The organism is Pseudomonas sp. R1-15 (genome assembly GCF_051132085.1).
GTDB lineage: Bacteria > Pseudomonadota > Gammaproteobacteria > Pseudomonadales > Pseudomonadaceae > Aquipseudomonas.
Map to the genome: position 1 here is coordinate 3,228,922 of NZ_CP071660.1, position 20,641 is coordinate 3,249,562.

The window sequence follows — 20,641 nt, forward strand, 5'->3', positions numbered from 1 at the left end:
AAAAAATCCACATCAGCTTCATTTTCCGGTGCTATTTTAATTCTCACTGGTAGGGCCATGATGGCTCTTCCTTCCTGACATGAGCAAACGGAAGCGCTTGATGAAGAAGGCGGGCTACAGATGAATAAAGGATCTTTCAGCAAGGTTACGTTCCCCAACGCCTGCCAATTGATGCGCTGGCATTTCCATCCCATGGGCTTCGAGGCCAGCATGGATGCGCCGGGCAGCATGGTTGCGCGGTTGTTCGACCGTGCCAGCGGCGAAACCATGATCGCGATTGCAGGCATTCCCTGCGCCACCGTGATGAACGCGCCCGATGTGGAGCGGATCATCGAAGCGGTGGAAGCCGAGCTTGAAGCCTTCGTACCGCCGGTTGGCTTGCGACGATTCGCTTCCTGAACAAAAAAACCCACATTCACTGATGCGGTTCATTCAAGGCAATCGACAAACCCGTGGCGAGGGAGCTTGCTCCCGCTGGGCTGCAAAGCGGCCCCAAAACCTGCCAATGCGGAGTATCAGGCACACCGCACCCGTAGGTTTACGACTGCTCCGCAGCCGAGCGGGAGCAAGCTCCCTCGCCACGGGCTTTTTTGTGATTATCGACTGTGACACGTATCAGCCGCGCGCACGGCGATGATCGACAAAGAATGGCTTGCCCGCCGCGACACGGTCCGAGGCTCTGGGCGCGTTGGCGGCTTGACTGTCCTGGCCGTCCACATACCAGTAGCAATGTTGCACCGCCCGCGTGATCCCCACGTAGGCCAGGCGCAAAATCTCATCTTTTTGCGCCGTGTCGTACGGTTCGGTGTCGCCGTCCTGGCCCAGCCCGGCCATCCGGTAGACCTGGTTCTTGTACGGCGAACTGGTCAGATGCTGGCAGTCACCCAGAAGGAATACCGCATCCGCCTCAAGGCCTTTCGCGCTGTGATAAGTCATTTGCCTGAAGCGTCTCATTGGCATCGGCAAGCTAGAATCAACATTAACTATTGGCTGAATATGCTTTTCTAACAATGACTTGTCGCTACTTCTTCGATACAGCATCAAGATCGAATCACCCTTCCGGTAATGCTCATCAAGCCGCCGCGCCAACCCTTCGTCATCCCGATCCAGCACATTGACCGGACTTGGCGTTCGTGGCACGCCGCTGGCCTTGGCTTTTTTGCCAGGCATGGCCGCCGCCGCGCGCACGACATGCTCGGCGGCGTCGATGATGTATTGATGGCTGCGGTAGTTTTCGGTGAGCATCACCCGCGTGCTGGCCGGGGACGGGAATTGCTTGTTGAAGGCCATGAAGAAACTCGGCGAACTGCCCCGCCAGCCATAGATCGATTGCCAGTCGTCACCCACGCACAACAGCGAAGAACGCTGGGCGGCGCGCCCCACGTGCAGGGCGGTACCGCGCCTGCGCACTTCGCGCAGGCTCGCTCGGAGCCAGGAGACGATCTGCGGCGAAACGTCCTGGAACTCGTCGATCATCAAGTGGGCCATCGGCCGCAACAGCGCGTCATCGAGCAGCTTGAAGTTTTCCTCTGAATGCTCGCTGAACAGCGCAAACATGCGGTTGTAGGTCATGACCGGCGGCGACTGGTCGAGCAGATGATCCTCGAAAGCGCGCCAGAAGCGGCTCAACGCTTCGAAGAAATACCGATCGGGATCGTCATGGGAGAAACTCATCTGGCCCACGGCATCAGGGACATCCAAGCCGAGATTCTCGATGAACCCTGCCGCCGCGACAAAACAGTCCAGCAAAGGGGCGGAGCCCAGCTCTCCCTTGACCTTGTAATCGAACCCCGGCCCGGCACTGGCATCCCCGGCCAACGAGGCCAATACGCGTCTGGATTCCTCATAACTGTCGAGCCATATCAATGGCTTACGACAGAAAGCTTGAAACAGGGTCCGCTTTACAGCCCATTCCGCGCGCAGGCTCAGCTTGGCGCCGGGCCGGCTGAGCTGAGAATCTTCACGTGGATCGAAACCCAGCATTACCCAAGCGTCCAGCGACGGAACGTAACCGTGGGAATGAAACCTGGAACCATTAACTTCGAAGGCCTGGCGTTTCGGCTCGATCCCCTTGATTGGCCAGGCGCCCGCCTTGAACCAGAGATCCTCGATCGCGTCGCACAGTGCTTCGTCGCGCTGGGCCGCCAGTTCAGTCACGGCTATCCGCTTCTGCACATCCGGGTGATCGCGCTCCAGCGTCTTGAGCTGCAAGGCGTGCCGGGAAAGCGGCTTGATCAGCTCGCGGAAACGCTCGTCACGCTTGTAGAGGCTGTGATAACAGGCGTTGAGGTGCTGGCGCTGGACCTCGTTGATGCGCAAGTCGAATGGGCTGGCCAAGGCGCCATCGTCACTTGGCCCGGCGCGAAGGCTCAGCGCCTCGAAGGCCTGGAGCCGTTCGAATCCAGGCAGGCTGCGCACCATGGGCAGGATTCGTGAGTGGAACGTGCGCACCAGCTCGCGTGCCTGCGCCAGGCTGATCGTACGCCCCCAAAGCGCAAACATGTCGATGAGCTTCTGCATAAAGTCCTTGCGCGATTCGCGAGTAAACGTGACCACGGTCATCGAATCCAGCTCGAACCCCAAGTAATGACAGAGCAGCACGATGCGCAGTACCAGCGTTGTGGACTTGCCTGCGCCTGCCCCCGCGACGACCGACGTCGCCGGGGTGTCGCTGAAAATCATCTTCCACTGCGCGCTGCTGGGTTGCGCATGCGCCGGTAGCAGGCGCGCGACGTCGGCCTTGATGCGCTTCTTCAGTTCGGCGGTAAGCGGCAGGCGCCAGTCATCGAACAACAGATCGTCGACCTTGGGCCCCGGATGCTCGGTGCTGCGCCAATCCCTGATCAGCAGGACCTGACGCCCCTCTTCCAGGCCTTCGGCCTTGCCTTCCTTGAAACCATAATCAAAACCCGCGGTGTGCCCGCTACGAAAGCCATCGGCCTGGCCATGCAACCAGGACGCCCGATGCTGGGCGCGCAGGCGCGTCAGGCCATGACCAAAAAATCGCGCAGCCAGGCGCTTGAGCCAGGGCATCTGGGCCAGTGGCAGGAGTTCGGGAGGAAGATCGGGAGTGTGTTGCGACACGCTGAAGGACTCCGGTGTTCAGAACCATGAGGGCTATGGTGTCTGGATTTGCAGCCGGATTCCAGCCAAAAGCTTTGCTGTCAGCTATTTAGACGATGAAATGAAAGTGATATGGCAGGTTGGCATTGCGCTATTTCAGGGGACTAGGCCCTTCGCGAGCAGGCTCGCTCCCACAGTCAGATTACCTGTGGGAGCGAGCCTGCTCGCGAAAGGACTCGATCACTGCCCGGAAATCGCGCCATCCACGAGCGCCTGGGCCTCGACCACCAGCTGTTTCAGGTGCTCGTCGCCAATAAAGCTTTCGGCGTAGATCTTGTAGATGTCCTCGGTGCCGGACGGACGCGCGGCAAACCAGCCATTTTCGGTCATGACTTTCAGGCCCCCGATGGCCTGGTCGTTACCCGGGGCGTGGCTGAGGATGCTCTGGATCGTTTCGCCCGCCAGTTCAGTGGACTGGACCTGATCCGGCGACAGCTTGCTCAGCAGCGCTTTCTGCTGCGGGCTGGCCTTGGCATCGACACGTACCGAGAACGGCTCGCCCAGCTCGTCCGTCAGGGCGCGATAGGCCTGGCTTGGGTCGCGACCGGTGCGAGCCGTCATTTCGGCGGCCAACAAGGCCGGGATCAGCCCATCCTTGTCGGTGCTCCATACGCCGCCATCCTTGCGCAGGAACGAGGCTCCGGCGCTTTCTTCACCGCCAAAGCCAAGGGAACCATCGAACAGGCCGTCGGCGAACCACTTGAAGCCCACCGGCACCTCATAGAGGCGGCGGCCCAGGCGCTTGGCCACGCGGTCGATCAGGCCGCTGCTGACCACTGTCTTGCCGACCGCCGCATCGGCACGCCATTGCGGCCGATTCTGGAACAGATAATCGATGGAGACCGCCAGGTAATTGTTCGGCGCCAGCAAGCCGCCACTCGGCGTCACGATGCCGTGGCGGTCATGGTCCGGGTCGCAGGCGAAGGCCACGTCGAAGCGCTCCTTCAAACCGATCAACCCTTGCATGGCGTGGCTGGAGGACGGGTCCATGCGGATCTGCCCGTCCCAATCGACCGTCATGAAGCGGAAGGTGGAATCCACCTGGGTGTTGACCACTTCCAGGTCCAGTCGATAGTGCTCGGCGATGGCGGGCCAGTAGCGCACGCCAGCGCCGCCCAGCGGGTCTACGCCCAGGCGCAGCCCTGCACCACGGATCGCGTCGAAATCGATGACGTTGCCGAGGTCTGCCACGTAGGTATTGAGGTAATCGTGACGGTGAGTGGTTTGGGCCTTGAGTGCCTGTTCGTAGCTGATGCGCTTGACGCCGGCCAACTGGTTGGCCAACAGCTCGTTGGCCTTGGCTTCAATCCATTTGGTGATATGGGTATCGGCCGGACCGCCATTGGTGGGGTTGTATTTGTAGCCGCCACTTTGTGGCGGATTGTGCGACGGCGTAATGACGATGCCGTCAGCCAGCCCAGTGGTCCGGCCACGGTTGTAGCACAGGATGGCGTGGGAAATCGCTGGCGTCGGGGTGTACTCGTCACCCTCGGCGATCATCACGGTCACGCCATTGGCGGCCAGCACTTCCAACGCGCTGGCTCCCGCCGGAGTCGACAGTGCATGAGTGTCGATACCGACAAACAGCGGTCCGTCGATGCCCTGGGCTTCACGGTACAGGCAGATCGCCTGACTGATGGCCAGTACGTGCCATTCGTTGAACCCCAGATCGAACGAACTGCCACGATGCCCGGAAGTGCCGAACGCGACGCGCTGGGTCGCAATCGAGGCGTCGGGCCGGCCGGTGTAATACGCCGTCACCAGTCGCGGGATATCGATCAACAACTCTGCCGGCGCCGGCTTGCCCGCAAATGGACTGACTGTCATGCAAAACCTCGGAATGGAGTGGCTCGGAAAAATGAAGGCAGTTTACTGACAGTTCGACCATCACGCGACGGGTTCGATCCATCGCCCCGCGATCAGGATTGTTCGAGCCTCAAGGCCTCGGCCAGTGCGCAGAAGACCGCTTCCCGGCCGCCCACGCCGTCGAGAGCATGAGCCAACCGAAAATGCTGGTCATATCGTCCTTGGGTGCTGAACAGCTCTCCCGGCGCGATGACGATTCGCCGGGCGAGCAGCCGTTGGAAAACCCGCCGCAGATCGACCTGGCGTGAAGAGCGTACCCAGATTGTTGCGCCGCCCTCGGGCTCCTCCCATTCCAGGCAGTTTCCGACTCGCTCGCGCAACAGTTGCGTCGCCGACGCGGCGCTTTCACGTAGGAGGCGTCGCAATACCAGTAGATGCTGGTCGATCCGGCCATTGTTGTATAAACGCGCAATCGCTTTCTGGCGAATCGGCGAAAGACGAAATGCGCGCAACAGGAAATGACGCTGCAACATCAGCGTCAGCTGACGCGACAGCACATAACCGTAGGGCGCCTCGGCCCCTATGGTTGTCTCGAAGGTGGAATACACGATCAGCCGGTCCGGGTCGAGCCACTCTCGAAAAGGCAACGCGCCGGGCTCGAATACCAACTCCGTATGGCTGTCGTTCTCCAGTACCCACGTGCCGTACTGTTCCAGCAGACGCGCCAGTGCTCGCCGGTCGGCTGCACTTTTCAACCTGCCCCTGGGCATGCTCAACACCGAAGACACCACCATCAGGCATACCGTTTCATTCGCCAGCAACCGCTCCAACTGTTCAATATCGATTTCCCCCTCGGCCAGCAAGGGCAGCTCGATGACGCGGATATCGGCCGCTTGCAACAAACGCAGGACGGTCCATTCGCAGGGCGACTCCACGAGCACCGTGTTGCCCTTGAGTGCCAGCACTGCAATCAGGATTTCCAGAACGCCGCGCAAGTCAGCGCCGATATAGACGTCATCGGCACTCCAGCATCGCGACGGTGAAGAGGTGTAGCGTGCCGCCAGTGCGGTACGCAACTCCTGCTCTCCCCAGGGCTGCAGCGGATGTTGTGAAGCGCGCGGGTACTGGCGCAGGAGCTCGCGTTCAAGCAACAGAAGCGGACTGTCGAGCGGCTGCAACGAAGCCGGTTCATCACCGCTGAGCACCAGCATGCCTGGGCGACGCGCGTTGACGTACAGGGTCTCCAGCAAATCATCGCCATCGCCAAGAGTGGACACGCTGACCATCGGCAATGCGTAGTATCCGGACTTGGCAATCGAATAGACCCGCCCTTCCTTTTCCAGCAGGGAATAAGCGTACTGGATGGTGGATATGGAGACATTGAGGCGCTCGGCCAACTGCCGCAATGACGGCAGACGCACCCGAGCATCAGCGCCCAGCTCATTGATCAGGTTCGTCAGGTACCGATAAACCGCCTGGTAGGTGAAGTCTGTTTCACGATGGCCCTTCATGAGACTGGGCCGCCGAACCGAACTTTCACCAACCGGGCCCGGGCGATCGCGACAAAATACGTCAAACCCCGTCCCTCAGCGCCGCGCTGCACGTTCGCCGGGATCATCGGCGCCCTGCCCGCCCTGGTCCGTATCAGCGCGCTCCATAGCGGTTTGCGGGTCCGCCCGGATGATCTCCGGCTCCGGCGTGGTGATTCGGGCCCGGTACAACTTGCACAGCATCGTAACGGGCAGGCCACTGACATCGACCATCCAATGCGCCACCTGATCCGTGACCGGGCCGCCCCGCAACGCCCTGTGCAGATCGGGCATGCCCACCAGCATGCCGGGATGACAGCACCGCAGGAAATGCTCCAGGCCGGCGCCCTTTTCAACGAAGGGCGCAAACAGCATGCACACCAGTTGCGTTTCGTTCAGATTCAGATTTTTTTCCGTTTCCAGGGCGATCACGGTTCGACGGTCGGGAATCTCCGACGGTGAACCCAACAGCCCCTGGACCTGCTGGCAGACGGGCTCCGGCATACGCTTGCGGTGCATGACCATGATCATGCGTTGCACATAATCGGTGTAGCCAGCCGCATAGCCGCGTTCCTGCTGATGACAGGCCTGCAAGCCACATAGGTGGGCCGAGAGGTACGGGCTCAGGTATTCATGCTCAAGCGATGGCGCAACCAGCTCATCGGAGCTGACGCCGAGGAATTCGCTGAACAACGCCCAGTTGCTTTCCTCCAGCCGCTCGGTGATCAGATCATCAATACGGATGTGCCCCACTTGCCGGCAGGCCTCCAGCCGCCCTTCGGGTTGCCAGACACCCAGGTGCTCCTGGCCATAAAAACGCCGGAACAGGTCACTGCCCAGGAAATCGAGTTGGGCAAACAGGCCGTCGAATCCACCCACGGGCTCAAACACCAGACCGATCTTGCGGGTCGCCCGGCGCAACCCGGACAGGAACTGCTTTTGCTGGCGTGGCGTGTCGCAACTGACCCATGAATCCACGCCCGCATCCCAGCGAGCCATGTTCTTGTAGAACTCCGCCATCGCCAGGTAGCCTTCGTCGCCCACGCCCAGGAGGCTGTCGGAGGAACGCAGGTGCCCAAGCATCAGCATGTCAGTGCGATTGGCCTCGCGCCCTTGCGCCGATAACGGCTTCGAGCGATCAAACGGCACCACCTCTCGATTGTCCGCCATCAGCAACTCTACCCGTGGATCGTCGTAGAGAAACAGAGCGCTGTAGCAACAGTGGATATTCTCCAGGGTGGCCTGGGTCATCTCGCCCAGGCGTGGCGTGGCGACGCGCAGGTCAAAAGTCGTCGGATGCCGGCCAGCAATGCTCAACTGCGCGGCGCGCAGGGCCGTCAGCGCATAGAAGCCCTCCCGACTGCCATTCTGGGCCACCAGCACCCGATAGGTGCCAATTCGTTCAATACCGCCAGCGGCGACGATCAATCGCTGGACTAGAAGCTGCAGTGCGGTCCGTTCCGCACGGGAATAAAATTCCAACAAGCGTTGCAATACCTGTTGATATACGTAAGTCATTGCCTGCTGATGAATTGCACTCATAACTTTTACCTAAAATCCGTTTATCGACGTCGCACCCACACCACTTGATTGCTCGACGCGCCAGTCGGGTGAATGCCTTTGCCATTTATTAAGAGTATTGACGATACACTTTGCTTTCGCGCGATGTAATTAATCCACACATGTATGGGTCGTGCCCCCCTGCTTTTGTCTTTCAGCCCAAAGCACCCGTATTCATTGGTCTTCGCCCACCTACCAAACCGTCCTAGGAGATTTCTTACAGCGTCCCACAGACAATGGAGACAGAAAACAAGGAATATGCCGAGCGACGCTTTACCTCTTGCCAATAATCTTCTTCAAGGCAGCAGGCGACCCAGGGCAAACAACACCCCGGACACTTTAAATAGGAACAAGAAACAGCAGACGGCCGCGCAAACGAGTGCTGCGCAGCAATTCCTCCTTGAGTTCGAAAGTCAGTATTCAATTATCAAGACTTGAGTAATGATTAAAAGATACAGATTGGCGGCAAAAACCAGTTCAGTTGCTTTTTGCAAGATGCCGCCTTTCGACAGACGAGAGTAAACAGGGTCGTTGATTCGTGCGCAGTTATGCGCAGGCTTGCTGAAGGACAGACACACAGAACGGTCAAAAAGACTGGCCAGGGCGGCCGAAAACAGCGCAAGAGTCGAAACGATGACTCTTGCGCAAGAGAGGAAATCAGGCGGGGTCGACTACCTGGAGGGCAACGCGTTCACGGCAAGGGCATTCGCCCATGTACCGATGGGCCTCGACGAACTCGGAGAACGGAAACACCCGAGTCTTGAGGGGCAACAGGACACGGTCGGCGGTCAATTGGTTGATATCACGCAACGCCCGTTGCAACGCGACCTGGTCCTGGAGAATGCCCAGCTCCGGCTTGCCGGTGAAATTGCCGATGCAGTGGACAAAGAACTGGATGTTCTTCTGGAACGCCGCGCAGGCTGGAAACGGTGTCTGGTTGCCGCCCTGCAAGCCATACAGCACCAGGCTGCCACGGGGCGCCAGGACATCGCCGAGCAGCGACATCTGCGGCCCGCCCAAGCCGTCGAACACCACATCGACGCCACGGCTGTCGGTGAGCTTGTTGATTTGCATCAACAAGTCCTGCTCTTCGGTGACGATGACTTTTTCGGCGCCCAGCGACAGCAGGTATTCACGCTCTTCAGCCGTCTTGGTGGCGGCGATCACCCGCACGCCCAACGCCTTGCCAAGTTGCACGAAGGAAGGACCGGCGCAATGGCTGGCATCGGTCACCAGCGCAAATTGCCCGGGCTTGACCCTTGCCAGGTCCATGTAGGCGAAATAGGCGATCAGCAGCGGCGTGTAATGAACCGCGGCTTCGATCGGGCTGAGCACGTCGGGATAGCGGGTCAAAGCGGTGCGCGGCAGGACGATGACCTCACCGTACACCGGATAATCGTTCGGGCTCTCGGCGGGGAAGCTGGCGACTTTGTCGCCCACGGCCAAGTCATCGACCCCGTCGCCGACGGCTGTCACCACGCCGGCCATTTCATGGCCCAGGCCTGAAGGCAGGCGCGCCTGGGACGATGCCAGGTTCTGGCGCCACAGGGTATCGTACCAACTGATGCCGATCGCTTCGACGCGGACCTGCACTTCTCCTGGCGCAGGAAGAGCCGCCGCATGCTCTTCGCATTTGAGCACCTCGGCACCACCAAACTTGTGAAAACGGATCGTGCGGGACATCGCAAACCTCGTCAAAGTAACCTCTAATGCCATGAACTCTATCCGGGCTTTGTAGCCAAGACCATCAGTGGCTATTAATAGTCGACATGCCTGTCATTGATTCCGCAGCAAGAAAACTGAACCGGCCCTGTAGGACCCCGCCCTGAAAAATGCAATTAGCCGGTGCAGAGTACCAGCCTTTCCCCGTAAGATTCATGCCGGCCATTGTTCCCATATGGCCGCCCACGTCAAGCTTGCCGAATCTGCCAGGACCCCAGATGAATCGTAATGACCTGCGTCGTGTCGACCTGAACCTGTTGATCGTGTTCGAAACATTGATGCATGAGCGCAGTGTGACCCGCGCCGCCGAGAAATTGTTCCTCGGCCAACCGGCCATCAGCGCCGCGCTGTCGCGCCTGCGCAGCCTGTTCGACGATCCGCTGTTCGTGCGTACCGGGCGCAGCATGGAGCCCACCGCGCGGGCGGTGGAAATCTTCGCCCTGCTCTCTCCGGCCCTTGACTCGATCTCCACGGCGGTCAGCCGGGCGGCGGAATTCGATCCGGCCACCAGCACCTCGGTCTTTCGCATCGGCCTGTCGGATGACGCCGAGTTCGCCCTGCTGCCGATGCTGCTCAAGCGCCTGCGGGCCGAAGCGCCAGGCATCGTGCTGGTGGTGCGCCGGGTCAATTACATCCTGATGCCGGGCTTGCTGGCCTCTGGCGAAATCTCCATCGGCGTCAGCTACACCGACGACCTGCCGGCCAACGCCAAGCGCAAGGTCTTGCGGCGCAGCTCGCCGAAAGTGCTGCGCGCCGACACCGCACCGGGACGTCTGACGCTGGACGAATTCTGCGCCCGCCCCCATGCACTGGTGTCCTTTGCCGGCGACTTGAGCGGGTTCATTGATGAAGAGTTGGAAAAGCTCGACCGCAAGCGCCATGTGGTATTGGCCGTACCGCAGTTCAACGGCCTGAGCACGCTGCTGTCGGGCACCGACATCATCGCCACCGTGCCCGACTACACCGCCGAAGCACTGACCGCCGCCGGCGGCGTGCGCGCTGAAGACCCACCGATCCCGGTGCGCAGCTTCGAACTGCACATGGCCTGGCGCGGCTCCCAGGACAACGACCCGGGCGAACGCTGGTTGAGATCGCGGATTCAGATGTTTTTTGGCGACCCTGAGAGTCTTTAGGCGTCGTCTGGCAGGCTGTTCGGCTGATCATTTCTGCCTTTCCACAAACCATGGAGATCTATTCACTTCCAGTGGATTGCTACATTGGGGGCACATCTGAGGGCATGCTTTGGATGGTTTGAAAAGGATGCCCCCAGCCTAAGGCCAAGCAGGCTATTGATGAGGATAGCTCCGACCGGACTTTCTGCGAGTCGCTATACCGCAGCGGAACGGTGAACATGCAGCCGATGAACATTTGACTGATTCTCCGCCATCAGCTGGATAGATGCGTGCAAATATAAAAAATTATGATGGCATAATGCCTCGGAAACCATCAATATCCACACGTTCCCAACGGATTTGAAGGAGCGGTTCCGATGACATGGCCAGTCACGCTGAAGCTCGACAGCGCAGCCTACCCGCTCAGCGTGGTGCAACGCGCCGCTTATTCCCTGGCCGACACTGTCACGATCCAGGTCGGTATTGAAGCCAATCAGATAAGCCTCACGGCCCACCCCGCTGAAGCAAAGCTAACGCTTTCCCCGAAGCAGGCTCAATCGCTGATCTTTCAGCATTTGAACGACTTCGCCCTACGCGACCATATCAACCGCGAAACAGCAGGGTTACGTGAGATCCTGGCCCGAGCTGCGCTCACTGGATGTGGGGTTTCGCAGTGACACTGATAGCGACAGACGCCAAGCACTACCGCTTGCTGCCTTTTCGATTCATGCGCATGAACACGGGACATGACCGTGACATCCTGCTCACCTCCGATACCGGTGAGTACATGCACGTGAACGACGCGCAATTACGAGCCCTCAGTTACTTCGACGTTCAAGCAAGTACGTCTTTTTACAAGGACCTGCTGGCCCGTCACTTCATCTACGAACCAGGCCGCCACGACCCGCTCCCGGAAATGGCCGCGCAGTATCGCAGCCGCAAGGACTTCCTCTTCCAGGGCCCTGCACTTCACTTGTTCGTGGTTACATTGCGCTGCAACCACACCTGCCAGTACTGCCAGGTGTCGCGGGCCCCTCTGGGAGGATCCGGCCACGACCTGTCGGAAGCGGATGCACTGGCGGCGGTCGATCGCCTGTTCGAATCGAACGCTCCCGCCCTCACTGTAGAATTTCAGGGTGGCGAGCCGCTTCTGGCTTTCGAGCGCGTCCGCCAGATTGTCGAATGGGTCGCTGAACGGAACGTGGTCGAACAACGGGATATCCAGTTCGTCATCACCACCACGCTGCACCACCTGACGGAGGAAATACTCGACTTCGCAGAACAAAATCACATCCAGTTTTCGACCTCGCTCGATGGGCCGGCGCCCTTGCACAATGCGAACCGCCCTACACCGTCACGAGACTCCTACGAACGCACAGTAAAAGGCATCCAATGGGTCCGTGAGCGCCTTGGCCATGATGCAGTTTCCGCGTTGACCACGCTGACTTCAAGAAGCCTCGAACAACCTGAAGCAATCATCGATGAGTATGTAAGCCAGGACTTCTCCAGCATCTCACTTCGGCCTCTGAGCCCTTATGGATTCGCCACCAAGAGTGCCCATCGACTTGATTACCCTATTGAGCAATACCTGGCCTTCTACAAGAAGGCACTGGCCTACTTGCTGCATATCAACCAACAGGGCGTATACCTCTCAGAGAGTTATACGAGCCTGTTGCTGAAGACTATTCTGACACCCTTCTCCTCCGGCTATGTAGACCTGCGCTCCCCCGCTGGCGCAGGCACTGCGGCGCTGGTCTACAACTATGACGGTTACGTCTATCCCTCGGACGAAGCCCGAATGTTGCTGGAGATGGGTGAAGACGGCTTGAGGCTCGGCACCGTGCAGCAACCCTTGTCTGAATTACTCGCATCGCCCGTTATGAATGCGTTGCTCGCCAGTGGTGTAGCAGAGGCGCTGCCGGGCTGCTCCGACTGCGCACTTGTCCCGTACTGTGGTGCTGACCCCGTCGAACACTATGCCCGCCAAGCTGACCCGATCGGACACCGAGTGTTCAGCAGCTTCTGCAAGAAGAACATGGGGCTGCTGAAGCATCTTTTCGGCCTGCTTTGCGATGGCGACGACAACGTGCAGAGGGTGCTGCTGTCTTGGTTGAGCAGGCGCTCTTACAACGATGTCCGGTTCCCGGGTTACAGGGGCTGATAGGGATGCTGCGCAAAGATACCCACTTCGAAATCCATCACCTGAATGAGCCGAAACTGCTCAAGGTCATCACTCTGGATGAGTTCATCGAACAAGGCCTGGCTGTTTGTGCCGGAAGCGCTGAGTTCGGTGACCTGCTGCTTTGGCTGCCAAACGAAGAACGGCTACGGAGCCCGCATCTGCTCTCATTACCAGTGGGAGGATTCCTGATCCCGGAGCCAGTGATCGGCGACTTCGACAGCGCGCGGCCATACCTGCACACCCCCAAAGATGCGGATGTCGTGCAGCCCGGCGATGTCATTGCCGTCACACCAGGCAGCGCGTTGGTGCGAGTGCTCTATCGACGAGGCTCAGACAGCAACCTGCTGTTCATGACCGATCGTTGCAACAGCCTCTGCCTGATGTGCTCGCAGCCGCCCAAAGATATCGATGACCGTTGGCACATCGAGGAGAACCTACGGCTGATCGACCTGATGGACTCGGGCGAGGAAAATCTGGGAATCAGCGGCGGAGAACCCACGCTTTATCGCGACGGCCTGCTTGAAATCCTGGCCAAGTGCAAAGCCGTTTTGCCACAGAAATCCATTCATGTACTCAGCAACGGGCGTCTGTTCCAAGACCCGAGCTGGATCGCAGCGCTCTCTGCCATCAGCCACCCTCAGTTGAGCTGGGGCATCCCCCTGTATGCCGACAATGCCGAAGACCATGACCATGTGGTGCAGGCTCCAGGCGCGTTCAGCGAAACCCTGCAAGGTCTTTACAACCTGGCGCGCGCCAACCAGATCATCGAGATACGCGTGGTACTCAATCGCCTGACCACGCCACGCTTGCCCGAGCTCGCCCACTACGTGTTCAGGAACCTGCCCTTCGTGCGGCATGTTGCGCTGATGGGTATCGAAAGCACCGGCCTGGCCAGGAAAAACTACGAAGAACTGTGGATTGACCCGCTGGACTATCAAGAGTCGTTGAGCCAGGCCGTGTATTTCCTGTTCAACCGCGGAGTGCCGGTTTCGATCTACAACTTGCCCCTGTGCCTGATCCCGGCCCACCTCTCGCGTTTCGCCCGCCAGAGCATCTCGGACTGGAAGAATCTGTTCATCGATACCTGCCAACAATGCGCTGCCGTCAAACATTGCTCTGGCTTCTTCAAATCCCACACCTACCGCTGGCAGAGCCGCGGCGTACAACTACTATCGACCGAGGCCTTTAGCGCCTATGCAAGGAGTGCACAGTGAAATTGCTCGACCGCTGGAAAGTCCTGATCAGTGGGATCAGCCTGCTGCCAATAGCAGGTACCACCCTGGCACAGGCGGGCCATCTGCCACTCGCCGATGCGAACTGGCAACCCAACGACAAGCTACAGCCCCCGGTATTTGCCGATACGCTCAATGCGCCAAACACCGTCAACATCTATGCGGCGCATCGCTCGCACAGTTCTCACCGGTCCCACAGCTCGCACAGTTCTCACTACAGCGGCTCGGGTGGCTATAGCGCACCTCGCTACTACAGCCCACCCGCTACTAGTACCCGAGGCTACAGCGCGCCGAGTGCTTCGAGCAGCCCTCCAAGCAGCAACAGCCTTTATCAGTCGTCTGGCACTACCAGCGGGACAAGCACTTCTAAGAGCCGCGCGACCAATGAGCAGAAAAGCAACCTGGTAACCCGTGTGCAGACCGCGCTGATGGTGCGCCAGTATTACCAAGGCTCCATTGATGGGGTGATGGGCAAAGCAACACGTGGTGCGTTGATGGCCTTTCAGATGGACAGTGGGCTGACCGTGAATGGCCGGATGGATACACCATCGCTGAATGCGTTGGGGATCAAGATTCCATAAGTCGCTTCAGGTTAAAGCTGCGCTTACTGATGAGCAATACGTACGGATACAGAAATGGCAAGGATTGATCTGAAAGTCCCCTTCTCAGAAAAAGATGAAGCGAAATCACTCGGTGCCAGATGGGACCCGAGCCTGAAGACTTGGTACATCCCCGAGGGTGTCGACATCAGCCCCTTGGCTCAATGGCTGCCCGTAACAGAGTACGCAGACCTGGAGCACGGGCCTGAATTTAGCGTCAGAGCACCGTATTACTACGTCATAGAGTCGGTGTCCGACTGCTGGGGCTGCTCCAATTTGACCCGCGTGTTCTCGTTCAAGCTACCCGAGCAACACGAAGAATTCGATTACTACGAGGATGAGGACGAAGATTTCGCGCTCACAAGCAACCTCGGCGAATGGAAGTGCCATGGGTATCGCGGAACGGTCTCCAACGTCCACAGCCTCTCCCCCTTGGTCACGAAGCAGATCCATCACTTCACCAACAAGTTCAAGCAGGCCTACAGCAAAACGACAGGCAGCTGTTACCTGATGAATCACTGCGAAAACTGCGGAGCAAAACTCGGCGATTTCTTCATGCACAGCGAACCTGGTGGAGCTTTCTTCCCGACCTCACCACAAGAAGCTAAGCGGATGACTCTCATCAGAATCAACGAGCGGTTCGACGCCAACTGCAGCGTCGGCTTTGCATTCGAAGACTTTTTCGACTGGATGCAGGTTCGCGAGCCCCCCTAATTACCCCAACCCCGAACTGCACGAAGCCCTCACGCGCCTCAGGCTCACCTGCTCTATTGTAAAACTTGCGATTCCTCGTTCAACGCTGGCCAGCTGGGTCGGTATTTGCGGTGTGTAATTGCTGCCATTGGTCGATGCCCTACGCGAAGTGATGCTTGAGCACAACGTTGTGCACGTTGATGAAATGCCGGTGCAAATGCTCGCGCCAGGCGAGAAGAAAACCCATCGAGCTGCTATCAATTGCCACGAACTCGCCTGCGATCAAACCCACCACGCGGCAAAACTGGAGCCGGTTGATCAGCCAAATCACTGTTGCTCTGGCACTCGGCTTCGAGCCGCCGCGAAGAGCAGATCCACTGGAAAAATAGCCGTAAAGGAAAAGTTTTAGCTGATCGGCCGAATCATAAGAGGGGCGCCCGGTGCTTTTGGGTGGCGCTTTATCAAAGCCCAGCAGCGCGAGATTCAGCTTGCCGAAGTATAGATTGATGACACGAACGAGGTGGTCCTCGGGGATCAACTATTCCAGCGAGACCGGTAACTGGCTGGTCTGGCTGTGGGATGCTCCTTGGATGTACGCCAAAACGAAAAATGCTCCGTATCTTTCGATACGGAGCATTTTTCTATGATGCACCGCGCAGATTGCTAAGTTTCACACAGTCTGTTCGGGTGCCGTTTTTGCGTATGGGGCATGATGAATCTTCAGAAAACTGCGATCGCATCATTTGATGCTCCAATTCCTGAGCATCAAATCAGACCAGTCAAAGCCCCTTCACCATAGGAATACACGCTAGCTGAAGCCCCGAAGGAGAATGGTAAATCGCAGGCTCCTCACCAACGAAACCGTAGCGTCGGTAAAAGTCAGCTGCATTCAAAGTAGCATCAAGCTTGACTTCTTCCAGGCCCAAATCTCGTGCCAGACGTTCGAGGTGATCCAGGACTCTCCTGCCGATACCTCGTTGCATAAAACCAGGATGCACAAAGATCGCGCCGATTTCGCTGTTCTCGAGGTCAAGCATTCCTGTCGCCACAGGCTCTCCTTCAATACAGCCCAGATAGAAGTGCTTCTCCATCAGTTTGTAATATCCATCCTCGGCCGCACCAGCCGTCCAGGCCAATAGCTGCGTCTCGGTATAGGGCCCGATGCATTGATGCCGTATCGCTAGAAGGCGAATGTCGAACGCTTTCTGGGAATCACTGTGGCCGGCTCGTCTAATCTCGAACATTTCACTCTCCGTCAACCATGTTCGGACGGAGAACTAAAAAGCCCCGTCCATCTCTGGCGGGGCTTGGGGTAACACGCAAATTCTAAGCACGCATGACCTCATGGCCCGCCAGAGGCGGTCATAGAGGAACACATCATGTTCATTCGGCGTATGTAAATCATGGGCGGATAGTGCTGTGGATGGCCGGACAAGTCAATCTCGAAGCAACATTACGAAACCTCCGCTTTTGGCCAAGGCTGCGTACAATCGCTGCGCCCCCTCTGTTCACGTTAGCTTTTCAGTATCAGTAGCAGTCCGAACAGACGACGTGGCTGGGGGCCACACCTCAATCGATAGCGACAAAGCCCTCGGTCTGGCGCCGCCACAGACGTGCATACAATCCACCTTGGGCCAGCAGTTCATTGTGGGTACCGCTTTCAGCGATACGTCCCTTTTCCAGCACAACCAAGCGGTCCATTCGGGCGATGGTGGACAACCTGTGAGCAATGGCGATAACGGTTTTACCCTGCATCAGGATTTCCAGGCTTTCCTGTATCGCGGCTTCTGCTTCCGAATCCAGCGCCGAGGTCGCTTCGTCCATGATCAGGATCGGTGCATCCTTGAGCAGCACCCGGGCTATCGCAATACGCTGGCGCTGGCCGCCGGAGAGTTTCACCCCGCGTTCGCCGACCAGGGCATCAAACCCAGTGCGACCCTGCCCGTCAAACAGCTGCGGGATGAACTCGTCGGCGCGAGCCTTGCGCACCGCCTCTTGTATCTCATCGTCGGTGGCGCCCGGTTTACCGTAAAGCAAATTGTCGCGGATCGAGCGGTGCAGCAGGGAGGTATCCTGGGTGATCATGCCGATGCGTTCGCGCAGGCTGTCCTGTTTGACCTGCGCGATGTTCTGATTGTCGATCAGGATTCGTCCGCCCTGGAGGTCGTAGAGGCGCAGCAGCAAGTTGACCAGCGTCGACTTACCCGCCCCGGATAGGCCAATCAGACCGATCTTTTCACCCGGTTTGATGACCAAGTTCAGGTCGTCGATCACACCACTGCGCTTGCCATAGTGGAATTTGACGTGTTCAAAACGTACTTCGCCGCTGGCCACAGCAAGACGCTGGGCTTGCTTATCGTCAGTCACACTCAATGGCTGGGAAATGGTTTGCAGGCCATCTTCGACCATGCCGATATTTTCAAAGATGCCGTTGACCACCCACATGATCCAGCCGGACATATTTACGATGCGGATCACCAGGCCAGTGGCCAGGGCGATGGCCCCGACCGAGACCAGCGACTGCGTCCACAACCACAGCGCAAGGCCAGTGGTGGCGACGATCAGCAGACCGTTCATGCCGGTGATGACCACATCCATGCTGGTTACCAAACGGCCAGCAAGCTGAGTCTTTTCAGTCTGCTCGGCGATGGCATCGCGGGCGTAGTTCTGCTCGACGTGTGTGTGGGCAAACAACTTGAGGGTGGTGATGTTGGTGTAGCCGTCAACGATTCGTCCCATGAGTTTCGAGCGGGCGTCAGACGACACCACCGAACGTTCCTTGACTTTGGGGACGAAGTAATACAAAGCGCCAACGTAGCAGGCGATCCATACCAGCAACGGAATCATCAGGTGCCAGTCGGCTTCGGCGAACAGCACCAGAGCGCTGACGGTATAGATCAGGACATACCACAACGCATCTACGGCCTGGACAGTGGACTCTCGCAGCGCGTTGCCGGTCTGCATGATGCGCTGGGCTACGCGCCCTGCGAAATCATTCTGGAAGAAGTTCAGACTTTGTTTGAGTACATAGCGATGGTTTTGCCAACGAATCAGACTGGTCATGCAGGGGCCGATGGTCTGATTCACCAATAGACCATGCAGGGCGACGAACAAGGGTCGAAAGATCAATGCAACCATCGCCATCCAGGCCAGATCCAAGCCATGGGTCTTGAAGATATCGACGTTCGGGGCCCCTTGCGCCAAATCGATAATCTTGCTGAGATAGCTGAATAGCGAAACCTCTATCAGGGCGACAAACAGCCCGACCACCAACAGAGCCGCGAAACTTGGCCAGACCTGCTTGATGTAATAGAAGTAGAAAGGCAAGACCCGGTCCGGAGGATTCGCTGTGGGCGCATCGCGGAAAATATCTATCAGTTGTTCAAAATGACGGTAGAGCATTAGGTCTGATACCCGCGTAGCGGGCTCTCCTTATCGTTAAAGTGAACGACCGCGCATTAAACAGCGGCCGCTCTTGACACCCGTCGGAGCCCGTAAACTCACGAAACTCTGCCGGGGATTCAGCCTTCGTTGTTAATCTTGGCGAACATGATGAAAGGAACGTTAATTACCTGAACACCTCTGTCCAACTGCCACGCTTCGTTCAAGCTTTCTGAATGTTCGGCTACGCCCAAAGCGCTGCGCAACCCTCTCATTTTTTCGGGCATAACAGGACCCAAGAGCGTAGAAACAACGACGAGCCCCTCGTGCAACGTTTGTAAAACAGCGTTAAGTTCATCGCGCTGTGACAAGTCTTTGGCGAGTTTCCATGGCGCACGCGCCGTGACATAGCGATTCATCTCTCGGACGAATGCCATGATATTTTCCATGGCCATCCGGATCTTCATGTCATCGACCCAGCCCATAATGCCCTCCTGCAGTTCCCGGCTTTGTTCCATCAATGCCTGCTCTTCAGCGCCGTAGGCTTGCGACGTAGGGACCTTGAAATCACAGTACAGTCCGATCATGGTGAGTGTCCGTGATACCAAGTTACCCAATTCGTTCGCCAAGTCTTTGTCCAAGCGATTCTCTATCACCTGCTCACTGACAATTCCGTCTACGCCAAAAGGGACTTCACGTACCAGCACGTATCGCAACACATCGCTGGTGTATTTCCTCGCCGCAGTCAATGGGTCTACTCCGTTGTTCAACGACTTACTCATCTTGCGACCATCACTGCCTAAAAGATGCCCGGACACATACAACTTTTTATAAGGTGGCAGTTCCAGGGCTTTACACATGGCAAGCCAAAACAATGTGTGCGGACGCAAGATGTCTTTGCCGATGATATGACGAACACTAGGCCAATAGCGCTCAAAACCGCCTTCGAGGGTGGTTAATGGAGAGACATAACTCAAAAGCGCGTCGAACCAGACGTAGGTGACATGTTCATTATCCCAAGGCAAAGGAATGCCCCAGGAAAGGCGGCTTGCAGGGCGCGAAATACTGAGATCCCCAATAGGCTCATCGAGTAGCGCCAACATCTCTTTTGCGTAATTTTCTGGTTGAATCACACCAGGGTGTGACTCGATAAAATCCTTTACCCAACCTCGATATTTTTCCATTTTAAAGAAATAATTAACTTCTCTCCTCAACTGCGGAGGATCCTTGTCCTCCGGAAGTTTCCCGTTAACCAACTCTTTCTCGGTAACAAAGCGCTCTTGACCTATTGAATACAGCCCCTCGTATTCGGCTTGATAAATATCACCTTTTTCATACAAAGACTGAAGAGCCTTAGAGACATAACTCTTATGGCCAGGCAGCGTGGTTCTGACAAATTGGGAAGGTTCAACACCCAGTTCCTTCCACGCTGCTATGAACAGGTCTGCATTACGATTAACAAAATCCTGGGATTTTTCTCCGTTCTCGATAGCTGCCTTGGCAATTTTTTCACCATGTTCGTCAGCCCCGGTCAGAAAGAATGTATCCCTCCCTGCCAAACGCGAATAACGCGCCAAAACATCGGCGTGAATGCTGGCATATGCATGCCCCAGATGCGGCCGATCGTTAACGTAATAGATCGGTGTAGTAACGTAGATAGATTTCAATTTTTTTCCTTCAATTACTAAGATCGGTCTTGGGT

The 20,641-nt window shown here is 57.5% G+C and carries 15 protein-coding genes and 2 pseudogenes; 8 read left to right on the forward strand and 9 right to left on the reverse strand.

All coding sequences use genetic code 11. The annotated features are described in order from the left end of the window. Positions 1–120 precede the first annotated feature (120 nt). Positions 121–399 carry a DUF1652 domain-containing protein gene (locus J3P97_RS14520; RefSeq protein WP_003201764.1) on the forward strand — a complete coding sequence of 93 codons (279 nt, stop codon included), beginning with the start codon at positions 121–123 and terminating at the stop codon, positions 397–399. 216 nt (positions 400–615) lie between these two features. Here the strand turns inward: J3P97_RS14520 and J3P97_RS14525 are convergent, their stop codons facing one another. The 5 genes from J3P97_RS14525 to J3P97_RS14545 all read right to left on the reverse strand — a co-directional run bounded on the left by J3P97_RS14525 (position 616) and on the right by J3P97_RS14545 (position 9,701). Beyond that, positions 616–3,084 carry a UvrD-helicase domain-containing protein gene (locus J3P97_RS14525; RefSeq protein WP_434672048.1) on the reverse strand — a complete coding sequence of 823 codons (2,469 nt, stop codon included), beginning with the start codon at positions 3,082–3,084 and terminating at the stop codon, positions 616–618. 219 nt (positions 3,085–3,303) lie between these two features. Beyond that, positions 3,304–4,950, reverse strand: coding sequence for a phosphoglucomutase (alpha-D-glucose-1,6-bisphosphate-dependent) (gene pgm, locus J3P97_RS14530; protein WP_434657618.1), 1,647 nt, complete (start codon positions 4,948–4,950; stop codon positions 3,304–3,306). Positions 4,951–5,042: 92 nt separating this feature from the next. Continuing rightward, positions 5,043–6,440 carry an aminotransferase class I/II-fold pyridoxal phosphate-dependent enzyme gene (locus tag J3P97_RS14535; protein WP_434672049.1) on the reverse strand — a complete coding sequence of 466 codons (1,398 nt, stop codon included), beginning with the start codon at positions 6,438–6,440 and terminating at the stop codon, positions 5,043–5,045. A 75-nt stretch (positions 6,441–6,515) separates the two neighbouring features. Continuing rightward, positions 6,516–8,000: a hypothetical protein gene (locus J3P97_RS14540; RefSeq protein ID WP_434672050.1), complete on the reverse strand. Its 1,485-nt coding sequence runs from the start codon at positions 7,998–8,000 to the stop codon at positions 6,516–6,518. Between the two features lie 675 nt (positions 8,001–8,675). Continuing rightward, positions 8,676–9,701 (reverse strand): zinc-dependent alcohol dehydrogenase family protein, encoded by a 1,026-nt coding sequence (locus tag J3P97_RS14545; RefSeq protein WP_305500796.1) that lies wholly within the window; start codon positions 9,699–9,701, stop codon positions 8,676–8,678. 257 nt (positions 9,702–9,958) lie between these two features. On the opposite strand from J3P97_RS14545, the gene J3P97_RS14550 reads away from it, so the two are divergent. From J3P97_RS14550 to J3P97_RS14580, 7 genes and pseudogenes are all read left to right on the forward strand, one after another. Next, a complete protein-coding gene (locus J3P97_RS14550) occupies positions 9,959–10,873 on the forward strand; it encodes a LysR family transcriptional regulator (RefSeq protein WP_434600907.1) in 915 nt (304 codons plus the stop codon). A gap of 356 nt (positions 10,874–11,229) precedes the next feature. Beyond that, the gene (gene hxsD, locus J3P97_RS14555; RefSeq protein WP_434672051.1) at positions 11,230–11,529 is read left to right on the forward strand and encodes a His-Xaa-Ser system protein HxsD; all 300 of its coding nucleotides are present in this window, start codon (positions 11,230–11,232) and stop codon (positions 11,527–11,529) included. Beyond that, positions 11,526–13,013 (forward strand): His-Xaa-Ser system radical SAM maturase HxsB, encoded by a 1,488-nt coding sequence (hxsB, locus tag J3P97_RS14560; RefSeq protein ID WP_434672052.1) that lies wholly within the window; start codon positions 11,526–11,528, stop codon positions 13,011–13,013. Before hxsD ends, hxsB begins: the two co-directional genes overlap by 4 nt. Further along, positions 13,013–14,248, forward strand: a complete 1,236-nt coding sequence (gene hxsC, locus J3P97_RS14565; RefSeq protein ID WP_434674560.1) for a His-Xaa-Ser system radical SAM maturase HxsC — start codon at positions 13,013–13,015, stop codon at positions 14,246–14,248. The genes hxsB and hxsC overlap by 1 nt, the downstream gene beginning before the upstream one ends. Next, positions 14,245–14,847, forward strand: coding sequence for a His-Xaa-Ser repeat protein HxsA (hxsA, locus tag J3P97_RS14570; RefSeq protein WP_434672053.1), 603 nt, complete (start codon positions 14,245–14,247; stop codon positions 14,845–14,847). The genes hxsC and hxsA overlap by 4 nt, the downstream gene beginning before the upstream one ends. A 54-nt stretch (positions 14,848–14,901) precedes the next feature. Continuing rightward, positions 14,902–15,579, forward strand: a complete 678-nt coding sequence (locus J3P97_RS14575; RefSeq protein ID WP_434672054.1) for a DUF5710 domain-containing protein — start codon at positions 14,902–14,904, stop codon at positions 15,577–15,579. Between the two features lie 64 nt (positions 15,580–15,643). Beyond that, positions 15,644–15,817 (forward strand): annotated as a pseudogene (locus tag J3P97_RS14580) (IS66 family transposase); the annotation flags it as partial. Here J3P97_RS14580 and J3P97_RS14585 read toward each other — a convergent pair. The 4 genes and pseudogenes from J3P97_RS14585 to metG all read right to left on the reverse strand — a co-directional run. Then, positions 15,770–16,159 (reverse strand): annotated as a pseudogene (locus J3P97_RS14585) (transposase); the annotation flags it as partial. The pseudogenes J3P97_RS14580 and J3P97_RS14585 overlap by 48 nt on opposite strands. Before the next feature lie 178 nt (positions 16,160–16,337). Then, a complete protein-coding gene (locus J3P97_RS14590) occupies positions 16,338–16,802 on the reverse strand; it encodes a GNAT family N-acetyltransferase (RefSeq protein WP_434672055.1) in 465 nt (154 codons plus the stop codon). A 325-nt stretch (positions 16,803–17,127) separates the two neighbouring features. Next, positions 17,128–18,960 carry an ABC transporter ATP-binding protein gene (locus tag J3P97_RS14595; RefSeq protein ID WP_434672056.1) on the reverse strand — a complete coding sequence of 611 codons (1,833 nt, stop codon included), beginning with the start codon at positions 18,958–18,960 and terminating at the stop codon, positions 17,128–17,130. Positions 18,961–19,079: 119 nt separating this feature from the next. Continuing rightward, on the reverse strand, positions 19,080–20,606 hold the full coding sequence (metG, locus tag J3P97_RS14600) for a methionine--tRNA ligase (protein ID WP_434672057.1): 1,527 nt from the start codon (positions 20,604–20,606) through the stop codon (positions 19,080–19,082). Between the last annotated feature and the right edge of the window lie 35 nt (positions 20,607–20,641).